This window comes from Lachnospira multipara LB2003, from assembly GCF_000702205.1.
GTDB classification, from domain to species: Bacteria; Bacillota; Clostridia; order Lachnospirales; family Lachnospiraceae; genus Lachnospira; species Lachnospira multipara_A.
Map to the genome: position 1 here is coordinate 131,674 of NZ_JNKW01000007.1, position 21,976 is coordinate 153,649.

Here is a 21,976-nt window from a genome sequence, read left to right on the forward strand (position 1 = left end):
TATTTTATTCATGAGAGGGGGAGAAATATGAAGATAAGTCTAAAAAAGACAGACCTTTTTATAGGTATCTATCTTTTATCAGCTGTTTTATTCTTTATTATATCCATTCCTTCATGGTTACTAGATGTTTTACTGGCTTTTAATTTAGCCATAGCCTTGATTGTACTTTTTAATTCGCTTTTTGCTAAAGAAGTACTTGATATGGCATCATTTCCTACAATTTTGCTTTTTACAACAATTTTTAGAATTGGCTTAAATGTTTCTTCAACTAAACTTATTCTAAAAAATGGTGATGCAGGTAAGGTAGTATCTACTTTTGGTGAATTCGTAGGTGGCGGTAATTTAATCATTGGTATAATTATTTTTATAATTATTATTATCATTCAGTTTATTATTATTAATAAGGGTTCTGAAAGAGTTGCTGAAGTAACAGCAAGATTTACACTTGATGCTATGGCTGGTAAGCAAATGGCAATTGATTCAGACTTAAACACAGGTGCTATTACAGACAAGGAAGCTGCAGAAAGACGTAAGAAATTACAACTTGAAAATGCCTTCTTTGGTTCTATGGATGGTGCTACTAAGTATGTAAAGGGTGATGCAACCGCAGGCCTTATTATTACTGGTATTAACCTTGTTGGTGGTATTGCAATGGGCATGCTTTATGGTGGTTTAACTGTAAATGAGGCTATGTCTAAATATACAATCTTAACAATTGGTGATGGTCTTAGTTCCCAGATTCCATCTCTTTTAATATCTCTTGCAACTGGTATTTTGGTTACAAAGGCTAGTTCAGATGGAGAACTTGGAGATGAAATTGTTGGACAATTATTCTCAATTGACAGGGTTTTAATCATGGTTGGTGCAGCTATGATTGTACTTGGTATATTTACTCCTTTGCCTGATATTATTTATATTGCTCTTGGTATTGCAACAATTATTATTGGCAGAAAGTTAAAGACAAAGGCTGGGGAAGAGCAAATTGAGGATGAAATAAGCAGGGAAGATGAACAAGCCCAAGAAATAAGGAAACCAGAAAATGTTGTTAATCTATTAAATGTAGATCCTATTGAACTAGAATTTGGCTATGGAATTATTCCTTTAGCTGATGTAAATCAAGGAGGAGATTTACTTGATAGAGTTGTAATGATTAGGCGACAGATTGCTCTTGAACTTGGTGCTGTGGTGCCAATTATTAGATTAAGGGATAATATTCAGTTAAATCCTAATCAATATATTATAAAAATCAAGGGTATTCAGGTCTCAGATGGTGAAATCCTATTTGACCACTATATGGCTATGAATCCAGGTTATGTAGAAGAAGAAATTACAGGTATTCCTACATTTGAGCCTTCTTTCCACCTTCCTGCAATTTGGATTACAGAAGGACAGAGGGAAAGGGCTGAATCTCTAGGATACACAGTTGTAGATCCACCATCAATTATTGCTACACATCTAACAGAAATAATTAGACAGCATATTGATGAGCTTCTTACAAGACAGGATGTACAAAATCTTATTAATAATATTAAAGACAATAATCAGGCATTAATTGATGAATTAGTGCCAAAGTTACTTGGTATTGGCGAAATTCAAAAGGTGTTACAAAATCTATTAGCTGAAGGTATCTCTATTAGAGATTTAGTAACTATTTTTGAAACCTTAGCAGACCATGCTGCCGTAACAAGGGATACAGATATATTAACAGAATATGTTAGACAAAGCTTAAAGAGGGCAATTTCAGGAAAGTATTTTTCTAACAATGAGACCACATCTGTTATAACTCTAGATCCTAGTATTGAACAGGAAATTATGAGTTCTGTTAAGAATACCGAGCAGGGTTCATACCTTTCTCTTGATCCGGAAAGAACTAAGAAAATTATGGACTCTACAGGAAGTGAGTTAAAGAAATTAGAGGATATGGGAAAAAATCCAATAGTTATCACTTCACCAATTGTAAGATTATATTTTAAAAAGCTTGCAGTTGATTATTATAAGGACATTATTGTGATTTCATATAATGAGGTGGAATCCAATGTAGAACTACAATCAGTGGGGATGGTGACAGCGTAAATGATAGTTAAGAAATTTCAGGCGCCAACAGAAAATGAGGCAATTTTAAAAGCAAAGGATGAATTAGGCACAAATGCAGTTATTTTAAATGTTAAGACCTTAAGACAAAGAGGAGTATTTAGAATTTTTAAAAAGGACTCTATAGAAATAACTGCTGCCTTAGAGGAGAAGGAATTTATAAAGAATGTTAATAAAAATAAGCCAGAATTAAAGGATGAAATTTTAGAGGATAAAGAAGGGATTGAAATAAGTAATAATCAAGAAAAAGACGAGAAAACAAGTGGAAGCTCTAATATTGATTTAAGAGCTGATGAAGAAATAGATTTAAACGATCCTAAAAAAATTGAGGAAAGACTAGATGCCCTTCAAAGAATAATGCTTGAGGGCACAACAAATAAAAGCAGGACTGATAGACCTAAGCCAAGGAAAAGCCCTTCTTATGATTTAAACAGTGAAGACTTATTTATAGATAACGGAAAAATCTATAGTAAGGAAGAAGTAGAAAGTAAAACTAAAACAACAAAAGAGAATAAGAATGAAATTAAAAATAGTACTAAGGAAGAAAACCATGTTGAAACAAGCGCAAATGATAAGTTTTTAAAGCTTATATATAAAAAGCTAGAGGACAATGAAGTTGATAAAATATATATTGATGAGATTATTGAAGAAATAAGACATTCCTTAAGAAAAGAATCTAATATTGATGATATCTTATCAGCTATTTATCAAAAAATTATTCTTAAGCTTGGTAAGCCAAGAACAATTGAAATAAAGAATAAGCCTAAGCTTGTATTTTTTATAGGGCCTACTGGTGTTGGTAAGACTACAACCATCGCAAAAATCGCATCTAAATTTAAATTGGAAAAATATGCAAAGGTAGCCTTTATTACAAGTGATACTTATAGAATAGCGGCAGTTGAACAACTTAATACATATGCATCTATTATTGATTGCCCTGTGGATGTTGTTTATGGAGCGGATGAATTAAGTGAAAGTCTAGAAAGCTTTAAATCTTACGATTTAATTTTAGTAGATACAGCGGGACGCTCTCATAAATCAGAAGAGCAAATGGAAGAATTAATGGAATTACTTAGCGCTACTAATCAATTTAAGGATGTATATGACTTAGAAATATACCTGACTTTAAGTGTAACTACTAAGTATAAGGACCTAGTTAATATAACTAATAAGTATAAGTGTATTAAAGATTGGGGAATAATTTTTACAAAGCTTGATGAGACTTGTTCTCTAGGTAATATCATCAATATAAAAATGCTTACAAATGCCCCTCTTTCATATACAACATCGGGACAAAATGTTCCAAATGATATTGAAGTTGTTAACGAGCAATTTATTGCTAAGCAGTTGTTGGGAGGTAACCAATAATGGATCAGGCACAGACACTACGCAATATAATAAAATTTCAAAATGCGAATATGGTTTCTAATGCAAGGGTAATTGCGGTTACTAGCGGCAAAGGTGGAGTTGGTAAAAGTAATGTATCAATTAATTTGGCAATACAGTTTGTTAAGATGGGGAAGAAAGTCATTATTCTTGATGCAGATTTTGGTCTTGCAAATATTGAGGTTATGTTTGGGGTAATACCTAGATATAATCTTAGCGATATAATGTATAAGGGTAAAGATATAAAAGATATTATTACTAAAGGACCGCTAGATATAGGTTTTATATCTGGTGGTTCTGGAATAGCAAAATTAGTAAATCTTGATAGAGAACAAATAAAAAGACTAGTTAATAAAATGTCTGATTTGGAGTCTATGTGCGATATTATAATTATTGATACAGGTGCAGGAATAGCAGATTCTGTTATGGAATTTTTGGTTGCAAGTCCAGAAACAATTGTGGTTACTACTCCTGAACCAACCTCAATAACTGATTCTTATGCACTTCTTAAAAGTCTTAGTATGCATTCTCAATTTAGACCTAAGGATTGCAAAATTAAGATGATAGCCAATAAAGTAGAATCAGAAAAAGAAGGTGAGATGCTACATGAAAAACTTAATTTAGTGGTATCTAAATTCCTTGATATTGATATTGAATATTTAGGAATAATACCACAGGATAGTAATGTTACAAAGGCAGTTATGAAACAAAGTCCAGTATCAATTAATTATCCTAATTCACCAGCAACTAAGGCTTTTGAGAATATTTCAAATAGATTACTAGATGCAGGAACTGATGTAGCGGTTTACAAGAGAGGAATAAGAGGATATTTAAAAAATGTTTTCGCTAAGATGCTTTAAAAATGATTTTTCATTTTAAAACTGGGGGGTGATTATATGTTAAGCAGAATTGCCATTGGAACCAAAATGGAGATAGCAAGACCTTTTGATCGTTTTACTGGGGAATTAACAACGAATAAGTCTTATATTAGTCAAGTGCTTGACATAAGGTCTGATGAATTAGTTTGTGCAATGCCAATTTTTGAGGGTAGAATTGTACCATTAGAAGTTGAAAGTGATTATGTTGCATATTTTTATACATCACAAGGAATCTATAAAGCTGATGTTATTGCAGTTTCTAGAAGTAAAGAAGGAAATATCTATACAGTTAATTTTAAATTACAATCAGATTTGATTAAATTTCAAAGACGTGAATTTTACAGGCTTGAATGCACAATAGAGGTGCGATTAATATCCCTAACAGATGAAGAAACTAAGTTTTTTCTTAAGGAATCTAAATTACCTAATAACTTGCAAGAGACATTCCTTAAGGCTATAATAGTAGATATAAGTGGCGGAGGAGTAAGAGTGTTTACTCCAAGACAATTAAATATAACAGAATTTGTTTCACTAGAGTTTGAGCTAAAGGTTTTAGGAAAAATAAAGAGATTTAGGCTAGCAGGAAAAGTGGTTATGTCTAGCGAAAGTCCTAATATAAGTGATATTTACGATACTAGAATAGAATTCAAACGAATTGCCGAAAATGATAGAGCAGACATAGTAAAATATATTTTTGAACAGCAGAGGCGACTTCGTAAAATGGAAAGGGGTTAACCATGGCTAAAAAAATTTTGATTATTGATGATTCTGCACTCATGAGAAGAGTTATATCTGATATAATAAACGAAGGTAATGAGTACGAAGTGGCGGCTGTGGCAAGAGATGGCTTAGAAGGCTTCGACAAGATCGTGTCTAATCCAAATATGTATAGTGCAGTTATTCTAGATATTAATATGCCAAAGATGAATGGATTAGAGCTTTTAAAAAAATTACAGCAAAATAACATAAGTCAAACGGTTATTGTAGTTAGCACCGTGGCCAAAGAAGGTGCAAGAGAAACTATACAAGCCTTAGAATATGGAGCATTTGATTTTGTAACTAAGCCAGAGAACTATCTTGAGACCAAAAGCGAACAATTTAAGAAAAGAATTCATGAGATGCTTGATGTTGCAACTAATACAAGGGAATCAAGAGAAAGAGTTGCAAAAGCATCTAGTTCACCTTTAAGGAATACCAATACTTTAAAAACTACAGGTTTAAGCAGTAAAACAATAGCTAACAAAAGTTCAACTAGTGGGCTAGCATCAACCACTAACAGACCATTAAGATCTAGTTCAAGTCAAACAACAGTTAGTAAGGTAAGTGCATCACAGTATAGTGGTGTAAAAAAGGGTAAGCAAAAGTTAGTTGCGCTTGCATGTTCTACAGGTGGACCAAAATCATTACAATCTGTTATACCAATGCTTCCAAAAAATTTAGATGCAGGAATTGTATTGGTACAACACATGCCGGCAGGTTTTACAGCTTCACTAGCTCAGCGTCTTGATGAAATGAGCGAAATAAGCGTAAAGGAAGCGGCTGATGGTGACATTATAAATAAAGGTCATGTCTATATAGCACCAGGGGGAAGACATATAAAGGTCATGAAAGAAGGAGCAAATTATGTGATTAGACTTAATGATGCACCTGCAATTGATGGCCTTAGACCATGTGCAAATGTAATGTATGATTCGTTACAAAATACCAGCTTTGATGAAATAACTTGCGTTGTACTTACAGGAATGGGAGCTGATGGAACTAACGGAATTAAGGGACTAGCAGCAAGTAAGAAAAATATACATGTAATAGCACAAGATGAACAAACCTGTGTAGTATATGGAATGCCTAAAGCGCTAGCTTTAACCGGTCTTGTTAATGAGGTCGTACCTCTTGGTAAGGTGGCTGAAGCAATAACTAAGAACGTGGGGGTATCTTAAAATGGATGTAAGCCAGTATTTAGAGATATTTATTGATGAATCGAATGAACATTTACAATCTATTTCAGATGGTGTAATGGTACTCGAAAAAGAACCAGACAATCAGGATACTATTAATGAGATTTTCCGTGCTGCCCATTCTTTAAAGGGTATGGCTGGTACCATGGGTTATAAGAGAATGCAAAATCTTACTCATGATATGGAAAATGTTTTTTCTGAGGTAAGAAACGGAAATATTAATGTTACTTCAGAAATGTGTGATGTATTGTTTCAGTGTATGGATGCGCTAGAAACCTATGTTTCTAACATTCAGGCAAACCAAGATGAAGGTACAGATGATAATGAAGACATAATTAAAGCCTTAAATGCTTTCATTGCTGGTGTTGGTGGGGATAAGAAAGATAAAAAGGACACACCAAAGGAAGAGGCAGCAAAGGAAGAAGCTGCGAAAGAAGAGGCACCAAAGGAAGAAGCAGGCAAGGCAGCAGCAGGAGATGCCCTTGAAGGTTTAACATTAGCTGATTTTGAAAAAGCTGCAGTTAATGAAGCAATTGAAAAGAATATATCAGTATATAATATCAAGGTTTCTGTTGAGGAATCATGCGTGCTTAAAGCAGCAAGAGCCTTCCTTGTATTTAAGAATCTAGAAGGTCATTGTGAGGTTATTAAGTCAGATCCAACAACTCAGGATATTGAGGATGAGAGATTTGATTTTGACTTTAGAATCCTTATTACAACAGAAGAACCACTTGATACAATTATAAATATTATTAAGAGTGTATCTGAAATTAAGGATGCAGAAAGTAAACAAGTTACAGAAAAGATTGGCGAAGAAGCAGAAAAAGAAGAGGTTAAACAGGAGACAAAGCCTGCTAAGCAAGAAACAAAACCTGCTAAACCTGCTGCAAAACCAGCAGGTAAGGAAGCTGCAAAACCAGCAGCAAAACCTGTCAGCCATACTGTAAGAGTAGATATTGAAAAGTTAGATGTACTTATGAATCTTGTATCCGAACTTATTATTGCAAAAAATGGTTTGGTTTCTGCAAGTAATGATGGAGAGAATGGTGGAATTAAGTCAGCTAACTTTACAGAACAAATTGAATATCTTGAAAGAGTAACAACAAATCTTCATGAATCAGTTATGAAGGTTCGAATGATGCCTATTGAATCAGTTATTTCAAAATTCCCTCGAATGGTAAGAGACTTATCAAAGAAGCTTGATAAGAAGATGGAATTATATATCACTGGTGAGGATACAGAACTTGATAGAACTGTAATTGATGAAATTGGTGATCCAATCATGCATATGATTAGAAACTCTGCCGATCACGGTCTTGAACCTACTGAGGTCCGTATTGAAAGAGGTAAGCCTGAAGCTGGTACAATTGAACTTAACGCCTTCCAGGAAGGTAATAACGTAGTTATTGAAGTTAAGGATGATGGTAATGGTGTTGATACTGAAAGAGTTAAGGCAAAGGCTGTAGAAAAAGGCGCTATTACTCAGGAACAGGCTGATTCAATGACTGAAAAAGAGGCTATAGACTTACTATTTAGACCATCTTTCTCAACAGCAGAAAAGATTACAGATGTTTCAGGTAGAGGTGTTGGTCTTGATGTAGTTAAGTCAAAGATTGAAGCTCTTGGTGGTGATGTTGAAGTTAAGTCAGTATTTGGACAGGGTTCAACATTTAGTATTAGACTTCCACTTACTCTTGCTATTATTCAGGCATTAATGGTTAAGCTTGGTGATGAAAAATATGCAATTTCCCTTGGTTCTATTGAGACAATTGAGGACATTGCAATTAGCGAAATTAAATATGTACATGCTAAGGAAGTAATTCATTTAAGAGGATCAGTTATTCCTTTGATAAGACTAAGAGAAATTCTTGATGTTCCAGGAGAACCAGAAGAGTCAGATACAATTGTGGTTGTAATTGTACGTAAGGGCGATAAACTTGCAGGTCTTGTAGTTGATAGCCTTATTGGACAGATGGAAATAGTTATTAAGTCACTTGGTAAATATATAAGTATTAATAAGATGATTAGTGGTGCAACTATTCTTGGTGATGGTTCTGTAGCATTAATTATTGATGCTAATACATTAGTATAGGGGGTAACGGCTGTGGATAATGTTAATGCTATTGAAGATAAGAGCATGGATAATTCAACATCTGTGCAGTACATTGTAGTAAAAATAGGTAGTGAACAGTACGGTATTAATATTAATTATATTGATAATATTGTACGAAGCGAGCCAATTACAAGAGTTCCAAAAACTCAGACTTATTACAAGGGTGTAATAAATCTACGTGGTGAGATTATTCCTGTAATGAGTGTAAGAATTAAACTAGGACTTGAACCTGATGAATTTACTGATAAGACAAGATTTATTATCGTTAAGGTAGATGGTGCAACAATTGGTGTAATTGTTGATCAGGTTAAGGAAGTAGTTACACTTGATAATGACAGTATTGAAAAGGTAAATAAGGCAAATAATTCAGATGCAGCAGCTAACTATATTGAAAGTATTGGTAAGAGTAATGGCGAATTAATTTCCCTTCTTGATATTGTGGGATTAATTGTAGAGGCTAGTGATAAATAGCTAGAATGGTGGTGTCATGTCCAAGATTAATTTAGAAGAACTAAGTGATATGCAATTTGACTTGCTTAAGGAAATAGGTAATATTGGTGCAGGAAATGCAACAACTGCCCTAGCTAAAATGCTGCAAATGAAAATGGATATGTCAGTTCCTAAAGTTGCTTTGTTACCATTTAAAGATATCTCTCAATTAATCGGGTCAGAAGACCAAATAGTTGTGGGTATATTACTTGGAATGGAAGGCGAAATTACGGGTATGATGATGTTTTTGTTTGATACAAAATCAGCACATCATTTAGTTAATAAGCTTATGATGCAGGAAGATTCAGTGGATAATAATAGCACTGATTTTACAGAGATGGAAATGTCAGCTATAAGCGAAATTGGAAATATTGTATCTGGTTCATATTTAACAGCACTAGGTACGCTAACTAATCTTAATGTTTATGCAACAGTTCCATCAATGACGGTAGATATGATAGGTGCTTTAATGTCAGTACCTGCTTCAGAATTTGGTAAATATGGAGACAAGCTTTTATTAATTCAGTCTCAATTCGGAGAATCAGAATTTGTAACTGGATATTTTATGTTGATTCCAGAATTGGAATCATATGAAAAGATTTTAGCAGCTCTTGGTATGTGATGTTTATATCCAAATGTTCACTACTATCTGAGTAAATAACAAAGGTTTATGGTGGACATTTGGATTTTTATTATTACGATGATTAAGGATTAACTATGAATATTAGTGGAATGATAAAAGTCGGAATGGGCGACTTAAAAGTATGTAAGACCCCAGGAGTGCTTACTACCCTAGGATTAGGGTCTTGTGTAGGCGTGGCTTTGTATGATCCAGTAAGTAAGGTGAGTGGACTTCTACATTGTATGCTACCTGATAGTACTCAATTTAAAAATGTAACAAATGTGGCAAAATACGCGGATTCAGGTTTAATTGAGCTAATTAGTCAAATGGAAAAATTAGGCGCCAATAAAACAAGAATGGTTGCTAAAATAGCGGGTGGAGCGCAAATGTTTGCATCAAAAAGCCATAATGATACCCTAAAGGTTGGGGAAAGAAATGTTATGGCAGTAAAGATGAAGCTATCAGAAATGCAAATTAGAATTATAGCAGAGGATACCGGTCTTAATTTTGGTAGAACTGTGGAATTTTATTCGGAAACGGGTAAGTATAAGATAAAAGCAGTTGGTAAACCAGAAAAGATTATTTAATCAGAAGAAACATATAGTAAGATTTGAGGTGCTATATGAGTAGATATCGTGTTCTTCCTGCAATTATTACTTTACTTGCAGGATTTATTACAAGCGTATTGCTTATTTTAAATGAGTATAGTTTAAAACCATTTGTATGGATTTTATTATTGGTAATGGTTTTGTTTTTTTGCTTAAGTTGGATAATGGTTTATGCATTAAATAAGGCAGCAGACAAGCTAGAGCAAAAAGAAGCAGAAAATAATGATGAAGATAGTATCAAAGAGGAAACTCCTGATATTGATTTAGAAAATATTGATGATATTGAAGGGGTCGAGGGCAAAGATTTTGACATAAATGATTTCTAAGTAATTAGAAATAAACTTTAAAACGGGGGATAATTAAACCATGGATGAGGCAGGCAGAAATAAGCTTTGGCAAAGTTATGTAGCTAATAGGTCAGGGGAAATACGTGATCAATTAATAATTGAATACTCACAATTGGTTAAACTTGTGGCTGGTAGAATGAATATGTACCTAGGTTATAATGTGGAGTACGATGACTTAGTAGGCTATGGTATTTTTGGACTTATTGATGCTATTGATAAGTTTGATTATGGCAAAAATGTTAAATTTGAAACTTATGCTAGTTTAAGAATTAGGGGTGCAATCCTAGATCAAATTAGAAAGATGGATTGGATTCCTAGATCTTTGCGTCAAAAGCAAAAAAAGATTGATGCAGCCATGGCTAAAGTTGAGGCTGAGAAAGGACATATTGCAACAGATGAAGAAATAGCAGAAGAACTTGGAATTACCCCGGAAGAATTGCTTGATTGGCAAGGACAAACAAAGGCAACAAATCTAATTTCCTTAGATGAATATACAGAAGCTGGTAGCGAAGTGAAGATGGATAGTATCGGAAATTCTCATTTTGAACAGCCAGAAGATGCCTATGAAAAGGAAGAATTAAAGCAGTTAATGGCTAAGGCAATAGAAAGTTTAACAGAAAAAGAGCGATTAGTTGTTACGCTTTATTATTACGAGGAAATGACACTAAAGGAAATAAGTTTAACCCTAGAGGTGTCAGAATCTAGAGTATCACAGTTACACACAAAGGCATTAAATAAGATGAAAGCAATGCTTGGAGATTATGTTTTTTCAATGTAAAGGGAGAATACTATGATAAATGAATGTAAGGCTGGTTATTTTCAATTTGAAGTAAAGCAAGATGGGCTTTATTTTAATGTTTATCCTCCAATGGATGGAAAAAATCCGGCCAAAATGGAAGATGTATTTTTCTACATTGATAAAAAGAAGATTAATGCTGATGTGGTAAAACTAGATGAGGCAATTAAGACAGGTGCTTCTACAAAGGTATGTGTTAAAGTAAGCGATGAAGCTGTTAATCCCTTTAGTGAATTTGGAGACTATTATATAAATCCAGATGGGATGAGTGTTGAAGCTATATTTTATCCGCCCTTTGTAGGCGCATCTTTTTTAAGTTTAGAGGAAATAAGAAAAGATATTGAGTATAAGGGTGTAAAATCAGGAATTGATAATGAAGAAATCAATAAATTTATTAAAGAAAAAGAATACGGAAAAGTATATATTGTAGCTAAGGGAATTCCTCCCATTCAGGGAACTGATGGTTTTATTGAATATAAATTTAATACAGATCTAAAACCAAGACCTAAGATAAATGAGGATGGAACTGTTGATTTTCACTCACTAGAGAATATGAATCATGTAAAGCTTGGGGAATGTGTTGCAGTATTACATCCTGAAGATAGGGGAAAAGAAGGGGTTGACGTTTTTAATAGAAAAGTAAACCCAAGACCTGTTAAACATGTGGTTTTTAGATATGGACGAAATTTAAAGCCATCAGAGGATGGATTAGAATTGATTTCAGGGGTAAATGGCCATGTGCTTTTAGAGGGAGATAAGATTTTTGTATCAGATGTACTGGAATTAGTAGATATTGGTCCATCAACAGGTGATATAGACTATGATGGCAGCATATTTATAAAGGGAAATGTTCAATCAGGATATAGTGTAAAGGCAAGTGGAGATATAAGTGTTAGCGGCCTTGTAGAGGGAGCAAGCGTAATCTCTGGGGGTACAGTTACACTAAATAGAGGCGTGCAAGGTAAGACAAAGGCTGTAATCAAAGCAAAAAATAACATAGTGGCTAAATTTTTAGAGTCTTGTGAAAGTGTTTATGCTGGAGGCAATATTGAAGCAGATTCCATACTACACAGTAAGGTTGTGGCTAAGGGAAGCATTACAGCTAATGGAAAAAATGGATTAATTATTGGCGGAGAGGTTAAAGCAACTCTACTTATTGAGGCTAAGACAATAGGCAATACAATGGGAACTAATACAAGTGTAAGTGTTGGTGTAGACCCAGTAATGAAAAGACGAAATGAAGAGTTAAAAAAGAGTCTTGCTGAACAAGGAAATAATAAAATCAAGCTAAATCAGCTACTTGATACATTAAGAAAAAAGCAACAGGCTGAAGGCTATTTAACACCGGCTAAACAAGAGATGATGACAACAACCATGCGAAATGTAATTATGATTGAGCAAGAAATTACAAAGTTAAAAAAAGAATACGAGGAAATTAAAGAAGCCATGGGAGAAGAAAAAAATGCAGTTGTTCGTGTATCAGATGCAGTATACCCTGGGGTGAAATTAATGTTTGGTGATGTATCTATGTTTGTAAAGAAAAAATATGACTACTGCTCCTTTATAAGGGATGGGGCAGATGTTAAATTACAGGGATATTAATAGTAATGATATAGTATTGTTACATTTAGGAAAAATGTTGTATAATATAGTTACCAAATAATAAGCTCTTGGAGGTTTAAAATCTTCAGGGGCTATTGTTTGTTTTAAGAAATTATAGTATATTTTAACAGTGTGCTATTTTTGGAGGTTGTTATGGTAATTAAACCTATAGAATTTGGAATGATTCAACAGCAAAATATAGTATCAAGTGAACAAGCACTAGAGAACAATAAGCCAATTGCTAATCAATCTACAATTCAGACAACTATAAAGCATAATGCTGAAACTAAGTCAGAGACAGTTACCAATAAGGACAACACTGAATTTAATAGTGGCAGCTTTGATGCGAAGGATAAAAGTAATAATGAATATGATAAGGAATACGTAAAAGATATGGCAAAGATTAAGTCTGATGGTAGAGTATTCATTAAAGGACAAGGCAGCACAGATTTTGACATTAAAATTTAAACTAAACAAATGGGAGGGCAATATGACAGCCGTTAGTGTAACATTAATAATTATTGGAATTATATGCGTTATATTAAGTATTGTATTTAATTTCGACAAAACAAAGGAATCAAGTGAGAATGTATCCGCAGAATTAACAAAGGAACAGCAGGATAGAATTAAGAAGCAAATAAATGACTTAATCGATAATGAACTTGATAATCTAGGAGAAAAAACAGAGGCAACACTTGATAGAATCTCTAATACTAAAATTTTAGAGATGAACGAATATGCAGAAAATGTCTTGGGAGAAATTAACAGAAATCATAATGAAACAGTTTTTCTTTATGATATGTTAAATGAGAAGGCAAAGGAAATAAAGTCTACAGTAAAAGATGTAAATATAGCTAAGAGACAAGTTGAAAAGATTCATGCTGAAGTAACAGCCACAGATAAGGAAGAGGATGAAGAAATTCCTTCTACTGAATCAAGTAAGACTAAGGATTTAGCAAAAGAAAGACTTGTGGAATTAGTAAAGATTAGTGATTCTAGTAAAGAGAAGACACTAAACATGAGAAAGACTCAGGCTGAGGAATTAGAAAGAAAGAAGATGGCCTCAGAAGTTGATAAGGAAGTATTTAAGGTTGTTGATTTTGCAGCAGAAAAGGAAAATATCCAATTATCAGAAGAAAATAGCAATAAAGATGTAATTAAATTTGAAGATGCTAATGTATTTAGCGAAGTAAAAAATGATCTTGAAAAAATTGCTAATAAGGAAGACGATTTAGCAGGTTTTGAATTTGAAGAAGTTATAAAGCCAGAAGCTAAAGAAATAAAGGAAGAAGTTAAGGAAGAAGTTGCAGCTGATGAAGTTGCTGAAGTTGCTGAAGTTGCTGAAGTTAAGAAGGTGTCAAAGTCTAGAAAGAGCACAGATACAACTAAGAAAAAAAGCACATCTAGAAAGACATCAACTAAAAAGGATTCGTCTAAGGTTGAATCACTTAAAAAGAATATTAATTCAGTTGAACTAAGCGGCTTAGAATCAAATAATGATAGAATTTTAAAGCTCGCCTCTTTAGGTTTTACTAATAAAGATATTGCTAAATACTTAAATTTAGGAATTGGTGAAGTTAAGTTAGTAGTAGATCTTTATAAGGAAACTAAATAGGAGGTAGAAAAATGAAATTTAAAGAGTATTTAGGTGGTTTTGGTGCAGGAATAATTGTAAGTGCAAGCGTATTATCTGTGGCTAATGCAATTACTGCAAAGCCTAGCACTACAGAAAATGCTACATCAGCTTATATTTCATATACAATAACACAAGAAGATGGTACAAAGATTTCTATAGATTCTAAAAAGGAAGATGTAAAGGAATCAGAAAGTGTAGAAGAAACAAAAATTGCTAGTGAAGAAATTAAAGATGAAACTGTAACAGAAGCTACAACAAAGGAAGTTATAACAGAAGCTGCTACACAAGAAACACAGGCAGCTACAGGAGAAGTAACTGTTGAAATTCCTATGGGTACATCTGCATCTGGTGTTTTTAATAAATTACAGGAAGCAGGAGTTATTACAGATGCTAGTGATTTTGGAAAGTATATGTATGATAGTGGCTATGATACACAAATAAGAATAGGTACTTATACATTAAAGAGAGGCGACTCTTATGCTAATATAGCAAAAACAATTACACATAACTAAAAATTGATGCAAGTCCATATATTGGGCTTGCATTGTTTTTAATTTACTGATATACTGATATGGTTTGAGACTAAACATGTAGGTGGATTCTAAATTTGGTGCCTAAGGGTGAGTTTAGAGCGGAAGCCTATAGAAGATTATTTAACCAATGGAGGTATAACAATGAGCGTTATTTCAATGAAGCAGTTACTTGAAGCTGGTGTACATTTTGGTCACCAGACAAGAAGATGGAACCCTAAGATGGCAGAGTACATCTTCACAGAAAGAAATGGTATCCACATTATCGATTTACAGAAGTCAGTAGGTAAGGTTGACGAAGCTTACAAGGCTATTTCTGATATCGTAGCTGAAGGTGGTACAGTTCTTTTCGTTGGTACTAAGAAGCAGGCTCAGGATGCAATTGCAACAGAAGCTGAAAGATGTGGTATGTACTACGTTAACGAAAGATGGTTAGGTGGTATGTTAACTAACTTCAAGACAATTCAGTCAAGAATTGCTAAGCTTAAGGAAATCGAAACAATGCAGGAAGATGGTACATTTGATGTACTTCCTAAGAAAGAAGTTATCAAGTTAAAGAAAGAACTTGAAAAGCTTACAAAGAACCTTGGTGGTATCAAGGAAATGACAAAGATTCCTGACGCTATCTTTATCGTAGATCCTAAGAAGGAAAGAATTTGTGTTCAGGAAGCACAGGCTTTAGGAATTAAGTTAATCGGTATTGCTGATACAAACTGTGATCCAGATGAATTAGATTATGTAATTCCTGGTAACGATGATGCTATTAGAGCAGTTAAGTTAATCGTAGCTAAGATGGCAGATGCTGTAATCGAAGCTAACCAGGGTGCAGAAGCTGATTCTTATGTAGAAGAAACAGAAGAAGTAGCAGATGCTGAATAATTTATTGGCATAGCCAATATAAGATATTGTGTCTATCTATCTTGGGTAGACACAATATTTACTACTAAATTAATATTATGGAGGTTTAAACATGGCAGCAGTAACAGCAGCAATGGTTAAGGAATTAAGAGAATCAACAGGTGCCGGCATGATGGATTGCAAGAAGGCACTTTCTAATACAGATGGTGATATGGATAAGGCTGTAGAATGGTTAAGAGAGAACGGTCTTGCTAAGGCAGCTAAGAAGGCTGGTAGAATTGCAGCAGAAGGTATTGTAAAGACTGTTATCGAAGGTAACAAGGCAGCTATCGTTGAAGTTAACTCAGAAACAGACTTCGTAGCTAAGAACGCTGATTTCCAGGCTTATGTAGCAGAAGTTGCAGCTCAGGCTCTTACAACAACAGCTACAGATATCGATGCATTTTTAGCTGAAAAGTGTGCTAAGGATCCTTCTAAGACTGTAGAAGAAGAACTTGCAAGCAAGATCGCTATTATCGGTGAAAATCTTAAGATTAGAAGATTTGCTCAGGTTGAAGCTACAAACGGTTTCGTAGCTGATTACATCCATATGGGCGGTAAGATTGGTGTATTAGTTAACGTTGAAACAGACGTTGTTAATGATGAAATCAAAGAAATGGCAAGAAACGTAGCTATGCAGGCAGCAGCTCTTAAGCCACTTTACACAAATAGAGATGAAGTAGATCAGGAATACCTTGCTAAGGAAACAGAAATCATTACAGCAGCAGCTAAGAATGAGAAGCCAGATGCTAACGATAAGATTATCGAAGGTATGGTTAAGGGTAGAATTAACAAGGAACTTAAGGAAATCTGCTTAGTAGATCAGGTTTACGTTAAGGCTGAAGACGGAAAGCAGTCTGTAGGTCAGTACGTAGCAGAAGTAGCTAAGGCTAATAATGCTAAGATCGCTATCAAGAGCTTTGTTCGTTTCGAAACAGGTGAAGGTATCGAGAAGAAGCAGGAAGACTTCGCAGCAGAAGTTGCAGCTCAGTTAGCATAATTTTACATTTAATAAATGTAATTTTATTAAGGAAAGTAAGCAAATACTGGCGTCAGTCACTTGTATGGCTGGCGCTTTTATGCTATACTAACTTAAAATTGTTTATAGGACTGATATAGACAATTTGCTAAATTTAAAAGCCTTGAGAAGTGGGGAGGAAATGTATCAATGGGTTTTTTTAAGGATTTCAAAGATGATATATCAGAGGATCTAAATGGTTTGACTGATGAGAATTACGAGAGAGATAATGAGGAAGTAGAAGAGATGGTAAATACATTGGATGATCCTGAGTTAGCTAAGATGGCAGAGGATTTAAAGAAGGAAGCTGAGGATACAATTACTGATAAGGTAAATAGTCAGCTTGAAGAATCTTTAGAAGAAGAAATTATTGACGAAGTCAAGGAAACACCTAAAAAGGAGACTCCATCAGTAGATGATGGTGAAGAAATCGCAGATGAAACAGCTGTTATTACAGCTGGATTAAAGGTTTCAGGTGATTTAGAATCAATTGGTTCAATTGATATTTTTGGTTCAGTTACAGGTAATGTGGCTTGTAGGGGTAAATTAACAGTAAGTGGCGTTCTTACTGGTAATTCTACTGCTAATGAGATTTTTGCTAATAGCGCCAAGATTAATGGTGATATTAATGCAAAGGGTTCAGTAAAGATTGGACAGGGTACTGTTATTGTTGGTAACATTGTTGCTACATCTGCTGTTATTGCAGGTGCTGTTAAGGGTGATATTGATATTCAGGGTCCTGTTATTGTTGATTCAACAGCTATTATTGTTGGAGATATTAAATCTAAATCAGTTCAGATTAACAATGGTGCAACTATTGATGGTAGATGTTCACAGTGCTATTCTGATATTGATACTAACGCAATTTTTGGATAAAAAGCAATTAATGGAGGCTTATTGTGAAGGATATTAAGAGAGTAATACTTAAACTTAGTGGTGAAGCATTGGCTGCTAAGGAAGGCGGTTATAACGATGCACTTATTGAGAATATTGCAAATCAGGTAAAGCAGGTTATCGATAAAGGAATAGATGTAGGCATTGTTATTGGCGGTGGTAATTATTGGAGAGGACGTTCTAATAATAACATCGACAGACCAAAGGCTGATCAGATTGGTATGTTAGCTACAATTATGAATTGTATTTATGTTTCAGAGATTTTTAGATCAACTGGTCTTAGCACTAATATTCTTACTCCTTTTGAATGTGGTAGTATGACTAAGCTCTTCTCTAAGGATAGAGCTAATAAATATTTTAGTAAGGGAATGGTTGTTTTCTTTGCAGGTGGTACAGGACATCCATTTTTCTCAACAGATACTGGTATAGCACTTAGAGCTATTGAACTTGATGCTGATGCAATCTTACTTGCAAAGGCTATTGATGGCGTTTATGATAGCGATCCTAAGATTAATCCAAATGCTAAGAAATATGACACAATTTCAATTGAAGAAGTTGTAGAGAAGAAGCTTGGTGTTATTGACCTAACAGCTTCAGTTATGTGTATGGAGAATAAGGTCCCTCTTATGATTTTTGGTCTTGAAGAGGAAGGAAGCATTGTAAATGCATTAACAGGTAAGTTCAACGGAACTATTGTTACAGCAGAATAATATATTAAGAAAGGTGATAACAATGAGCAATATTAAAGAGTTTGAAGATAAGATGAAAAAATCAATTGATGCTTTATATGAAGAATATTCAAGCATCAGAGCTGGTAGAGCTAATCCACACATTTTAGATAAGATTAAGGTTGACTATTATGGTACACCTTCATCATTACAGTCAGTTGCTAATATTTCAGTTCCAGAAGCTAGAATTATTCAGATTCAGCCATGGGAAGCTAGCTTAATCAAGGATATTGAGAAGGCTATTCTTATTTCTGATATTGGCATTACACCTAATAATGATGGTAAGGTTATTAGATTAGTATTCCCAGAATTAACAGAAGAAAGACGTAAGGAATTAGCTAAGGATGTTAAGAAGAAGGGTGACAATGCTAAGGTTGCTATTCGTAACATCAGAAGAGATGCTAATGACGATGTAAAGAAGCAGAATAAGGCTGGAGAAATTTCAGATGATGAAGCTAAGAATCTTGAAGATGATATCCAGAAGCTTACAGATAAATATGTAGCTCAGATTGATAAGGCTATTGAAGATAAGTCTAAGGAAATTCTCACAGTTTAATTTTATAAAAATTTGAGATTTATAAAGCCCCACTTGGCGTACTTTTAGTGCCTAGTGGGGTCTTTTGTGTTATAATAACCATGATTGATTACAATTTAGATTCGGAGAAGATTAAATGGATAATTACAATGAAAAATTAGATTTAAAAATCCCTGAGCATGTTGCTGTTATTTTAGATGGCAATGGTCGTTGGGCTAAGAAAAAGCATATGCCAAGAACTTATGGACATATGCAGGGCAGTAAAGTTGTAGAGAAGATGCTTTATGAAGTTGATGATATAGGAGTTAAATATTTTACTGTTTATGCTTTTTCAACTGAAAACTGGAAAAGATCAGACGATGAAGTTAAGACTTTAATGGGTATTTTAAGAACATATCTAAAGGATTGTGTTAAGAAATCTATGAAGAACAATGTAAGATGTAGGGTTATTGGTAGAAAAGATGAACTTTCAGATGATATTATTGATGCTATTAATAATCTAGAAGAAGAGACAAAGAATAATACAGGACTTACATTTACAATTGCAATTAATTATGGAGGCAGAGATGAAATTACAAGAGCTGTAAGAAAGCTTTCATGTGAAGTTGCAAGGGGTAATTTAAAGCCTGAAGATATTACAGAAGATATGATTTCTGCTAATTTAGATACTAATTATATGCCAGATCCTGATTTACTTATTAGAACATCAGGAGAGCAGAGATTATCTAATTATTTGCCATGGCAGTTGGCTTATACAGAATTCTATTTTACAGATGTTTATTGGCCAGACTTTAACAGAGAAGAACTTTTAAAAGCAATTTATAAATATAATAAACGCGAAAGACGATTTGGCGGTGTTAAGGAGGACTAGTTGTGAAAACTAGAATTATTAGTGGTATTTTTCTTGTTATTATACTTGCGTTAACTGCAGGTTTTGGAGGATGGCTTTTATTTGCAGCTTGCCTAGGAATCTCTATTATTGGTATGTTTGAATTAAATAGAGTAAAGAATTTAGAAAAGACAGGAATGGCAAATATAAGTTATATATTCGCCATTGTCTATTATTTATCATTATTACTTGATTCGACTAAATACAATATGATTACCCTGATTTTAGCATTTCTTGTTATGATGAGTTTTTATGTATTTAAATTCCCTAAATATAAGGCAGAAGATGTTATGTGGACATTTTTTGCTTTTGTTTATGTTGCAATTATGATCTCTTATATTTATCTTGTAAGATCTATGCATGATGGAATTTATTTAGTATGGTTAATATTTGTGGCTTCTTGGGGCAATGATACTTTTGCTTACTTTACAGGAGTATTCTTAGGAAAGCATAAGATGGCTCCAATTCTTTCTCCTAAAAAGTCAGTTGAAGGTGCTATTGGCGGAGTTTTAGGAGCAGCAATTTTAGGAGCTATTTATGGTCTAATTATTTCTAGATTTACATCAAGCCCTTCTGTATTAACAATAGCTACATTTGCAGGTGCTTCTTTTGTTGGAGCTTTTATCTCTATAATTGGAGATTTAGCAGCTTCAGCAATTAAGAGAAATTATGATGTAAAGGATTACGGTAATTTAATACCAGGTCATGGCGGAATTTTAGATAGATTTGATAGTGTAATTTTTACAGCACCAGTTGTTTACTGGATCGTTTATTTAATACTTAATGTTTTATAATTTGGAGGCAATTTTATGAAAAATGTATCAATTTTGGGATCAACAGGTTCCATAGGAACACAAACACTTGATGTTTGTAGAAGATATAAGGATGATCTTAATGTTGTTGCATTGGCATGTGGAACAAGAATAGAAATGTTAGCAGAACAGATTAAGGAATTTAATCCTGAAATTGTTTGCGTTGGCAATAAAGATTTAGTGCCAGAATTAGAGGCATTAATTAAGGGTTATGATGTGAAAATTGTAACTGGTATGGATGGACTTATTGAAGTAGCCACAATAAAAAGTGCAGATATAGTCTTAACAGCAGTTGTTGGTATGATGGGAATTTTACCAACTATTAACGCCATTAAGGCAGGCAAAGATATAGCTCTAGCTAATAAAGAAACTTTAGTATGTGCAGGTCATATAATTATGAAATTAGCTAAGGAAAACAATGTATCAATATTACCTGTAGATAGCGAACATTCTGCTATTTTCCAGTCATTAAACGGAGAAAATAAAAAACAAGTAAGAAAGATTTTACTTACAGCTAGTGGCGGACCATTTAGAGGAAAAACAAGAGAATTTCTAGAAAACGTACAGCTTGAAGATGCTCTAAAACATCCTAATTGGTCTATGGGACGTAAAATAACTATAGATTCTTCAACAATGGTTAATAAAGGCCTTGAAGTTATAGAAGCAAAGTGGTTATTTGGGGTTGATGCTAGTGACGTACAAGTTGTTGTTCAGCCACAAAGCGTTATTCATTCAATGGTAGAATTTGTAGATGGAGGAGTAATGGCACAGCTTGGAACACCAGATATGCGTCTCCCAATTCAGTATGCCTTATTTTATCCAGATAGAAGACCATTAAATGGAGAAGCTCTTGATTTTTATAAGTTAAGAGAAATAACATTTGAAAAACCTGACATGGATACATTTGTAGGTTTGAAGATGGCATATGAAGCTGCAAGTAAGGGCGGTAATATACCTACAGCACTTAATGCTGCTAATGAATATGCGGTTGCTAAATTTTTAGATAGAAAGATTAAATATTTAACAATATATGATATGATAAGATTTGCAATGGATAATGTGAAATTTATAGACAATCCAAGTGTAGAAGAAATCTTAAATACAGAGCAGGAAGTATATAAGCTTTTAGAAGAAAATTTCAAATAAAAAG

The 21,976-nt window shown here is 33.9% G+C and carries 23 protein-coding genes; all 23 read left to right on the forward strand.

Annotated features, from left to right (window positions below):
- Positions 1-27: 27 nt before the first annotated feature.
- The 23 genes from flhA to T537_RS0106135 all read left to right on the forward strand — a co-directional run bounded on the left by flhA (position 28) and on the right by T537_RS0106135 (position 21,972).
- Positions 28-2,073: a flagellar biosynthesis protein FlhA gene (flhA, locus tag T537_RS0106025; protein WP_031556708.1), complete on the forward strand. Its 2,046-nt coding sequence runs from the start codon at positions 28-30 to the stop codon at positions 2,071-2,073.
- On the forward strand, positions 2,074-3,459 hold the full coding sequence (gene flhF, locus T537_RS0106030) for a flagellar biosynthesis GTPase FlhF (protein WP_031556709.1): 1,386 nt from the start codon (positions 2,074-2,076) through the stop codon (positions 3,457-3,459).
- The gene (locus T537_RS0106035; RefSeq protein WP_031556710.1) at positions 3,459-4,337 is read left to right on the forward strand and encodes a MinD/ParA family protein; all 879 of its coding nucleotides are present in this window, start codon (positions 3,459-3,461) and stop codon (positions 4,335-4,337) included. Before flhF ends, T537_RS0106035 begins: the two co-directional genes overlap by 1 nt.
- 36 nt (positions 4,338-4,373) lie before the next feature.
- Entirely contained in the window at positions 4,374-5,090 is a 717-nt protein-coding gene (locus T537_RS12395) for a flagellar brake protein (RefSeq protein WP_027437871.1), read from the forward strand.
- Between the two features lie 2 nt (positions 5,091-5,092).
- The gene (locus tag T537_RS0106045; RefSeq protein ID WP_027437872.1) at positions 5,093-6,292 is read left to right on the forward strand and encodes a protein-glutamate methylesterase/protein-glutamine glutaminase; all 1,200 of its coding nucleotides are present in this window, start codon (positions 5,093-5,095) and stop codon (positions 6,290-6,292) included.
- 1 nt (position 6,293) lies between these two features.
- On the forward strand, positions 6,294-8,402 hold the full coding sequence (locus T537_RS0106050) for a chemotaxis protein CheA (protein WP_027437873.1): 2,109 nt from the start codon (positions 6,294-6,296) through the stop codon (positions 8,400-8,402).
- Positions 8,403-8,447: 45 nt separating this feature from the next.
- Positions 8,448-8,894: a chemotaxis protein CheW gene (locus tag T537_RS0106055; RefSeq protein ID WP_027437874.1), complete on the forward strand. Its 447-nt coding sequence runs from the start codon at positions 8,448-8,450 to the stop codon at positions 8,892-8,894.
- Positions 8,895-8,910: 16 nt separating this feature from the next.
- Positions 8,911-9,534, forward strand: coding sequence for a chemotaxis protein CheC (locus tag T537_RS0106060; RefSeq protein ID WP_027437875.1), 624 nt, complete (start codon positions 8,911-8,913; stop codon positions 9,532-9,534).
- Positions 9,535-9,635: 101 nt separating this feature from the next.
- Complete coding sequence (locus T537_RS0106065) at positions 9,636-10,121, forward strand: chemotaxis protein CheD (RefSeq protein WP_027437876.1); 486 nt, start codon at positions 9,636-9,638, stop codon at positions 10,119-10,121.
- A gap of 35 nt (positions 10,122-10,156) precedes the next feature.
- Positions 10,157-10,468 carry a hypothetical protein gene (locus T537_RS0106070; RefSeq protein ID WP_027437877.1) on the forward strand — a complete coding sequence of 104 codons (312 nt, stop codon included), beginning with the start codon at positions 10,157-10,159 and terminating at the stop codon, positions 10,466-10,468.
- Between the two features lie 40 nt (positions 10,469-10,508).
- Positions 10,509-11,267, forward strand: a complete 759-nt coding sequence (locus T537_RS0106075) for a FliA/WhiG family RNA polymerase sigma factor (RefSeq protein ID WP_031556713.1) — start codon at positions 10,509-10,511, stop codon at positions 11,265-11,267.
- A 12-nt stretch (positions 11,268-11,279) separates the two neighbouring features.
- Positions 11,280-12,887 carry a flagellar assembly protein A gene (locus tag T537_RS0106080; RefSeq protein ID WP_027437879.1) on the forward strand — a complete coding sequence of 536 codons (1,608 nt, stop codon included), beginning with the start codon at positions 11,280-11,282 and terminating at the stop codon, positions 12,885-12,887.
- Positions 12,888-13,040: 153 nt separating this feature from the next.
- Complete coding sequence (locus T537_RS0106085) at positions 13,041-13,355, forward strand: hypothetical protein (RefSeq protein ID WP_027437880.1); 315 nt, start codon at positions 13,041-13,043, stop codon at positions 13,353-13,355.
- Between the two features lie 22 nt (positions 13,356-13,377).
- Positions 13,378-14,502, forward strand: coding sequence for a DUF6115 domain-containing protein (locus T537_RS0106090; protein ID WP_031556714.1), 1,125 nt, complete (start codon positions 13,378-13,380; stop codon positions 14,500-14,502).
- 11 nt (positions 14,503-14,513) lie between these two features.
- Positions 14,514-15,035 (forward strand): MltG/YceG/YrrL family protein, encoded by a 522-nt coding sequence (locus tag T537_RS0106095; protein ID WP_027437882.1) that lies wholly within the window; start codon positions 14,514-14,516, stop codon positions 15,033-15,035.
- 162 nt (positions 15,036-15,197) lie between these two features.
- The gene (gene rpsB, locus T537_RS0106100; RefSeq protein WP_027437883.1) at positions 15,198-15,932 is read left to right on the forward strand and encodes a 30S ribosomal protein S2; all 735 of its coding nucleotides are present in this window, start codon (positions 15,198-15,200) and stop codon (positions 15,930-15,932) included.
- A gap of 91 nt (positions 15,933-16,023) precedes the next feature.
- Positions 16,024-16,950 carry a translation elongation factor Ts gene (gene tsf, locus T537_RS0106105; protein WP_027437884.1) on the forward strand — a complete coding sequence of 309 codons (927 nt, stop codon included), beginning with the start codon at positions 16,024-16,026 and terminating at the stop codon, positions 16,948-16,950.
- A 168-nt stretch (positions 16,951-17,118) separates the two neighbouring features.
- Positions 17,119-17,844 (forward strand): polymer-forming cytoskeletal protein, encoded by a 726-nt coding sequence (locus T537_RS0106110; protein ID WP_027437885.1) that lies wholly within the window; start codon positions 17,119-17,121, stop codon positions 17,842-17,844.
- A 32-nt stretch (positions 17,845-17,876) separates the two neighbouring features.
- Complete coding sequence (gene pyrH / locus T537_RS0106115; RefSeq protein ID WP_027437886.1) at positions 17,877-18,572, forward strand: UMP kinase; 696 nt, start codon at positions 17,877-17,879, stop codon at positions 18,570-18,572.
- A 22-nt stretch (positions 18,573-18,594) separates the two neighbouring features.
- A complete protein-coding gene (gene frr / locus T537_RS0106120) occupies positions 18,595-19,146 on the forward strand; it encodes a ribosome recycling factor (RefSeq protein ID WP_027437887.1) in 552 nt (183 codons plus the stop codon).
- A 115-nt stretch (positions 19,147-19,261) separates the two neighbouring features.
- On the forward strand, positions 19,262-19,996 hold the full coding sequence (locus T537_RS0106125; protein WP_031556715.1) for an undecaprenyl pyrophosphate synthase: 735 nt from the start codon (positions 19,262-19,264) through the stop codon (positions 19,994-19,996).
- A 2-nt stretch (positions 19,997-19,998) separates the two neighbouring features.
- A complete protein-coding gene (locus T537_RS0106130) occupies positions 19,999-20,808 on the forward strand; it encodes a phosphatidate cytidylyltransferase (protein WP_027437889.1) in 810 nt (269 codons plus the stop codon).
- 15 nt (positions 20,809-20,823) lie between these two features.
- Entirely contained in the window at positions 20,824-21,972 is a 1,149-nt protein-coding gene (locus tag T537_RS0106135) for a 1-deoxy-D-xylulose-5-phosphate reductoisomerase (protein WP_027437890.1), read from the forward strand.
- Positions 21,973-21,976 lie beyond the last annotated feature (4 nt).

What these genes read in the sequence shown, in the direction of transcription:
- flhA (WP_031556708.1), top strand. Translation starts at nt 28, where the DNA reads ATGAAGATAAGTCTAAAAAAGACAGACCTTTTTATAGGTATCTATCTT.
- flhF (WP_031556709.1), top strand. Translation starts at nt 2,074, where the DNA reads ATGATAGTTAAGAAATTTCAGGCGCCAACAGAAAATGAGGCAATTTTA.
- T537_RS0106035 (WP_031556710.1), top strand. Translation starts at nt 3,459, where the DNA reads ATGGATCAGGCACAGACACTACGCAATATAATAAAATTTCAAAATGCG.
- T537_RS12395 (WP_027437871.1), top strand. Translation starts at nt 4,374, where the DNA reads ATGTTAAGCAGAATTGCCATTGGAACCAAAATGGAGATAGCAAGACCT.
- T537_RS0106045 (WP_027437872.1), top strand. Translation starts at nt 5,093, where the DNA reads ATGGCTAAAAAAATTTTGATTATTGATGATTCTGCACTCATGAGAAGA.
- T537_RS0106050 (WP_027437873.1), top strand. Translation starts at nt 6,294, where the DNA reads ATGGATGTAAGCCAGTATTTAGAGATATTTATTGATGAATCGAATGAA.
- T537_RS0106055 (WP_027437874.1), top strand. Translation starts at nt 8,448, where the DNA reads ATGGATAATTCAACATCTGTGCAGTACATTGTAGTAAAAATAGGTAGT.
- T537_RS0106060 (WP_027437875.1), top strand. Translation starts at nt 8,911, where the DNA reads ATGTCCAAGATTAATTTAGAAGAACTAAGTGATATGCAATTTGACTTG.
- T537_RS0106070 (WP_027437877.1), top strand. Translation starts at nt 10,157, where the DNA reads ATGAGTAGATATCGTGTTCTTCCTGCAATTATTACTTTACTTGCAGGA.
- T537_RS0106075 (WP_031556713.1), top strand. Translation starts at nt 10,509, where the DNA reads ATGGATGAGGCAGGCAGAAATAAGCTTTGGCAAAGTTATGTAGCTAAT.
- T537_RS0106080 (WP_027437879.1), top strand. Translation starts at nt 11,280, where the DNA reads ATGATAAATGAATGTAAGGCTGGTTATTTTCAATTTGAAGTAAAGCAA.
- T537_RS0106085 (WP_027437880.1), top strand. Translation starts at nt 13,041, where the DNA reads ATGGTAATTAAACCTATAGAATTTGGAATGATTCAACAGCAAAATATA.
- T537_RS0106090 (WP_031556714.1), top strand. Translation starts at nt 13,378, where the DNA reads ATGACAGCCGTTAGTGTAACATTAATAATTATTGGAATTATATGCGTT.
- T537_RS0106095 (WP_027437882.1), top strand. Translation starts at nt 14,514, where the DNA reads ATGAAATTTAAAGAGTATTTAGGTGGTTTTGGTGCAGGAATAATTGTA.
- rpsB (WP_027437883.1), top strand. Translation starts at nt 15,198, where the DNA reads ATGAGCGTTATTTCAATGAAGCAGTTACTTGAAGCTGGTGTACATTTT.
- tsf (WP_027437884.1), top strand. Translation starts at nt 16,024, where the DNA reads ATGGCAGCAGTAACAGCAGCAATGGTTAAGGAATTAAGAGAATCAACA.
- T537_RS0106110 (WP_027437885.1), top strand. Translation starts at nt 17,119, where the DNA reads ATGGGTTTTTTTAAGGATTTCAAAGATGATATATCAGAGGATCTAAAT.
- frr (WP_027437887.1), top strand. Translation starts at nt 18,595, where the DNA reads ATGAGCAATATTAAAGAGTTTGAAGATAAGATGAAAAAATCAATTGAT.
- T537_RS0106125 (WP_031556715.1), top strand. Translation starts at nt 19,262, where the DNA reads ATGGATAATTACAATGAAAAATTAGATTTAAAAATCCCTGAGCATGTT.
- T537_RS0106135 (WP_027437890.1), top strand. Translation starts at nt 20,824, where the DNA reads ATGAAAAATGTATCAATTTTGGGATCAACAGGTTCCATAGGAACACAA.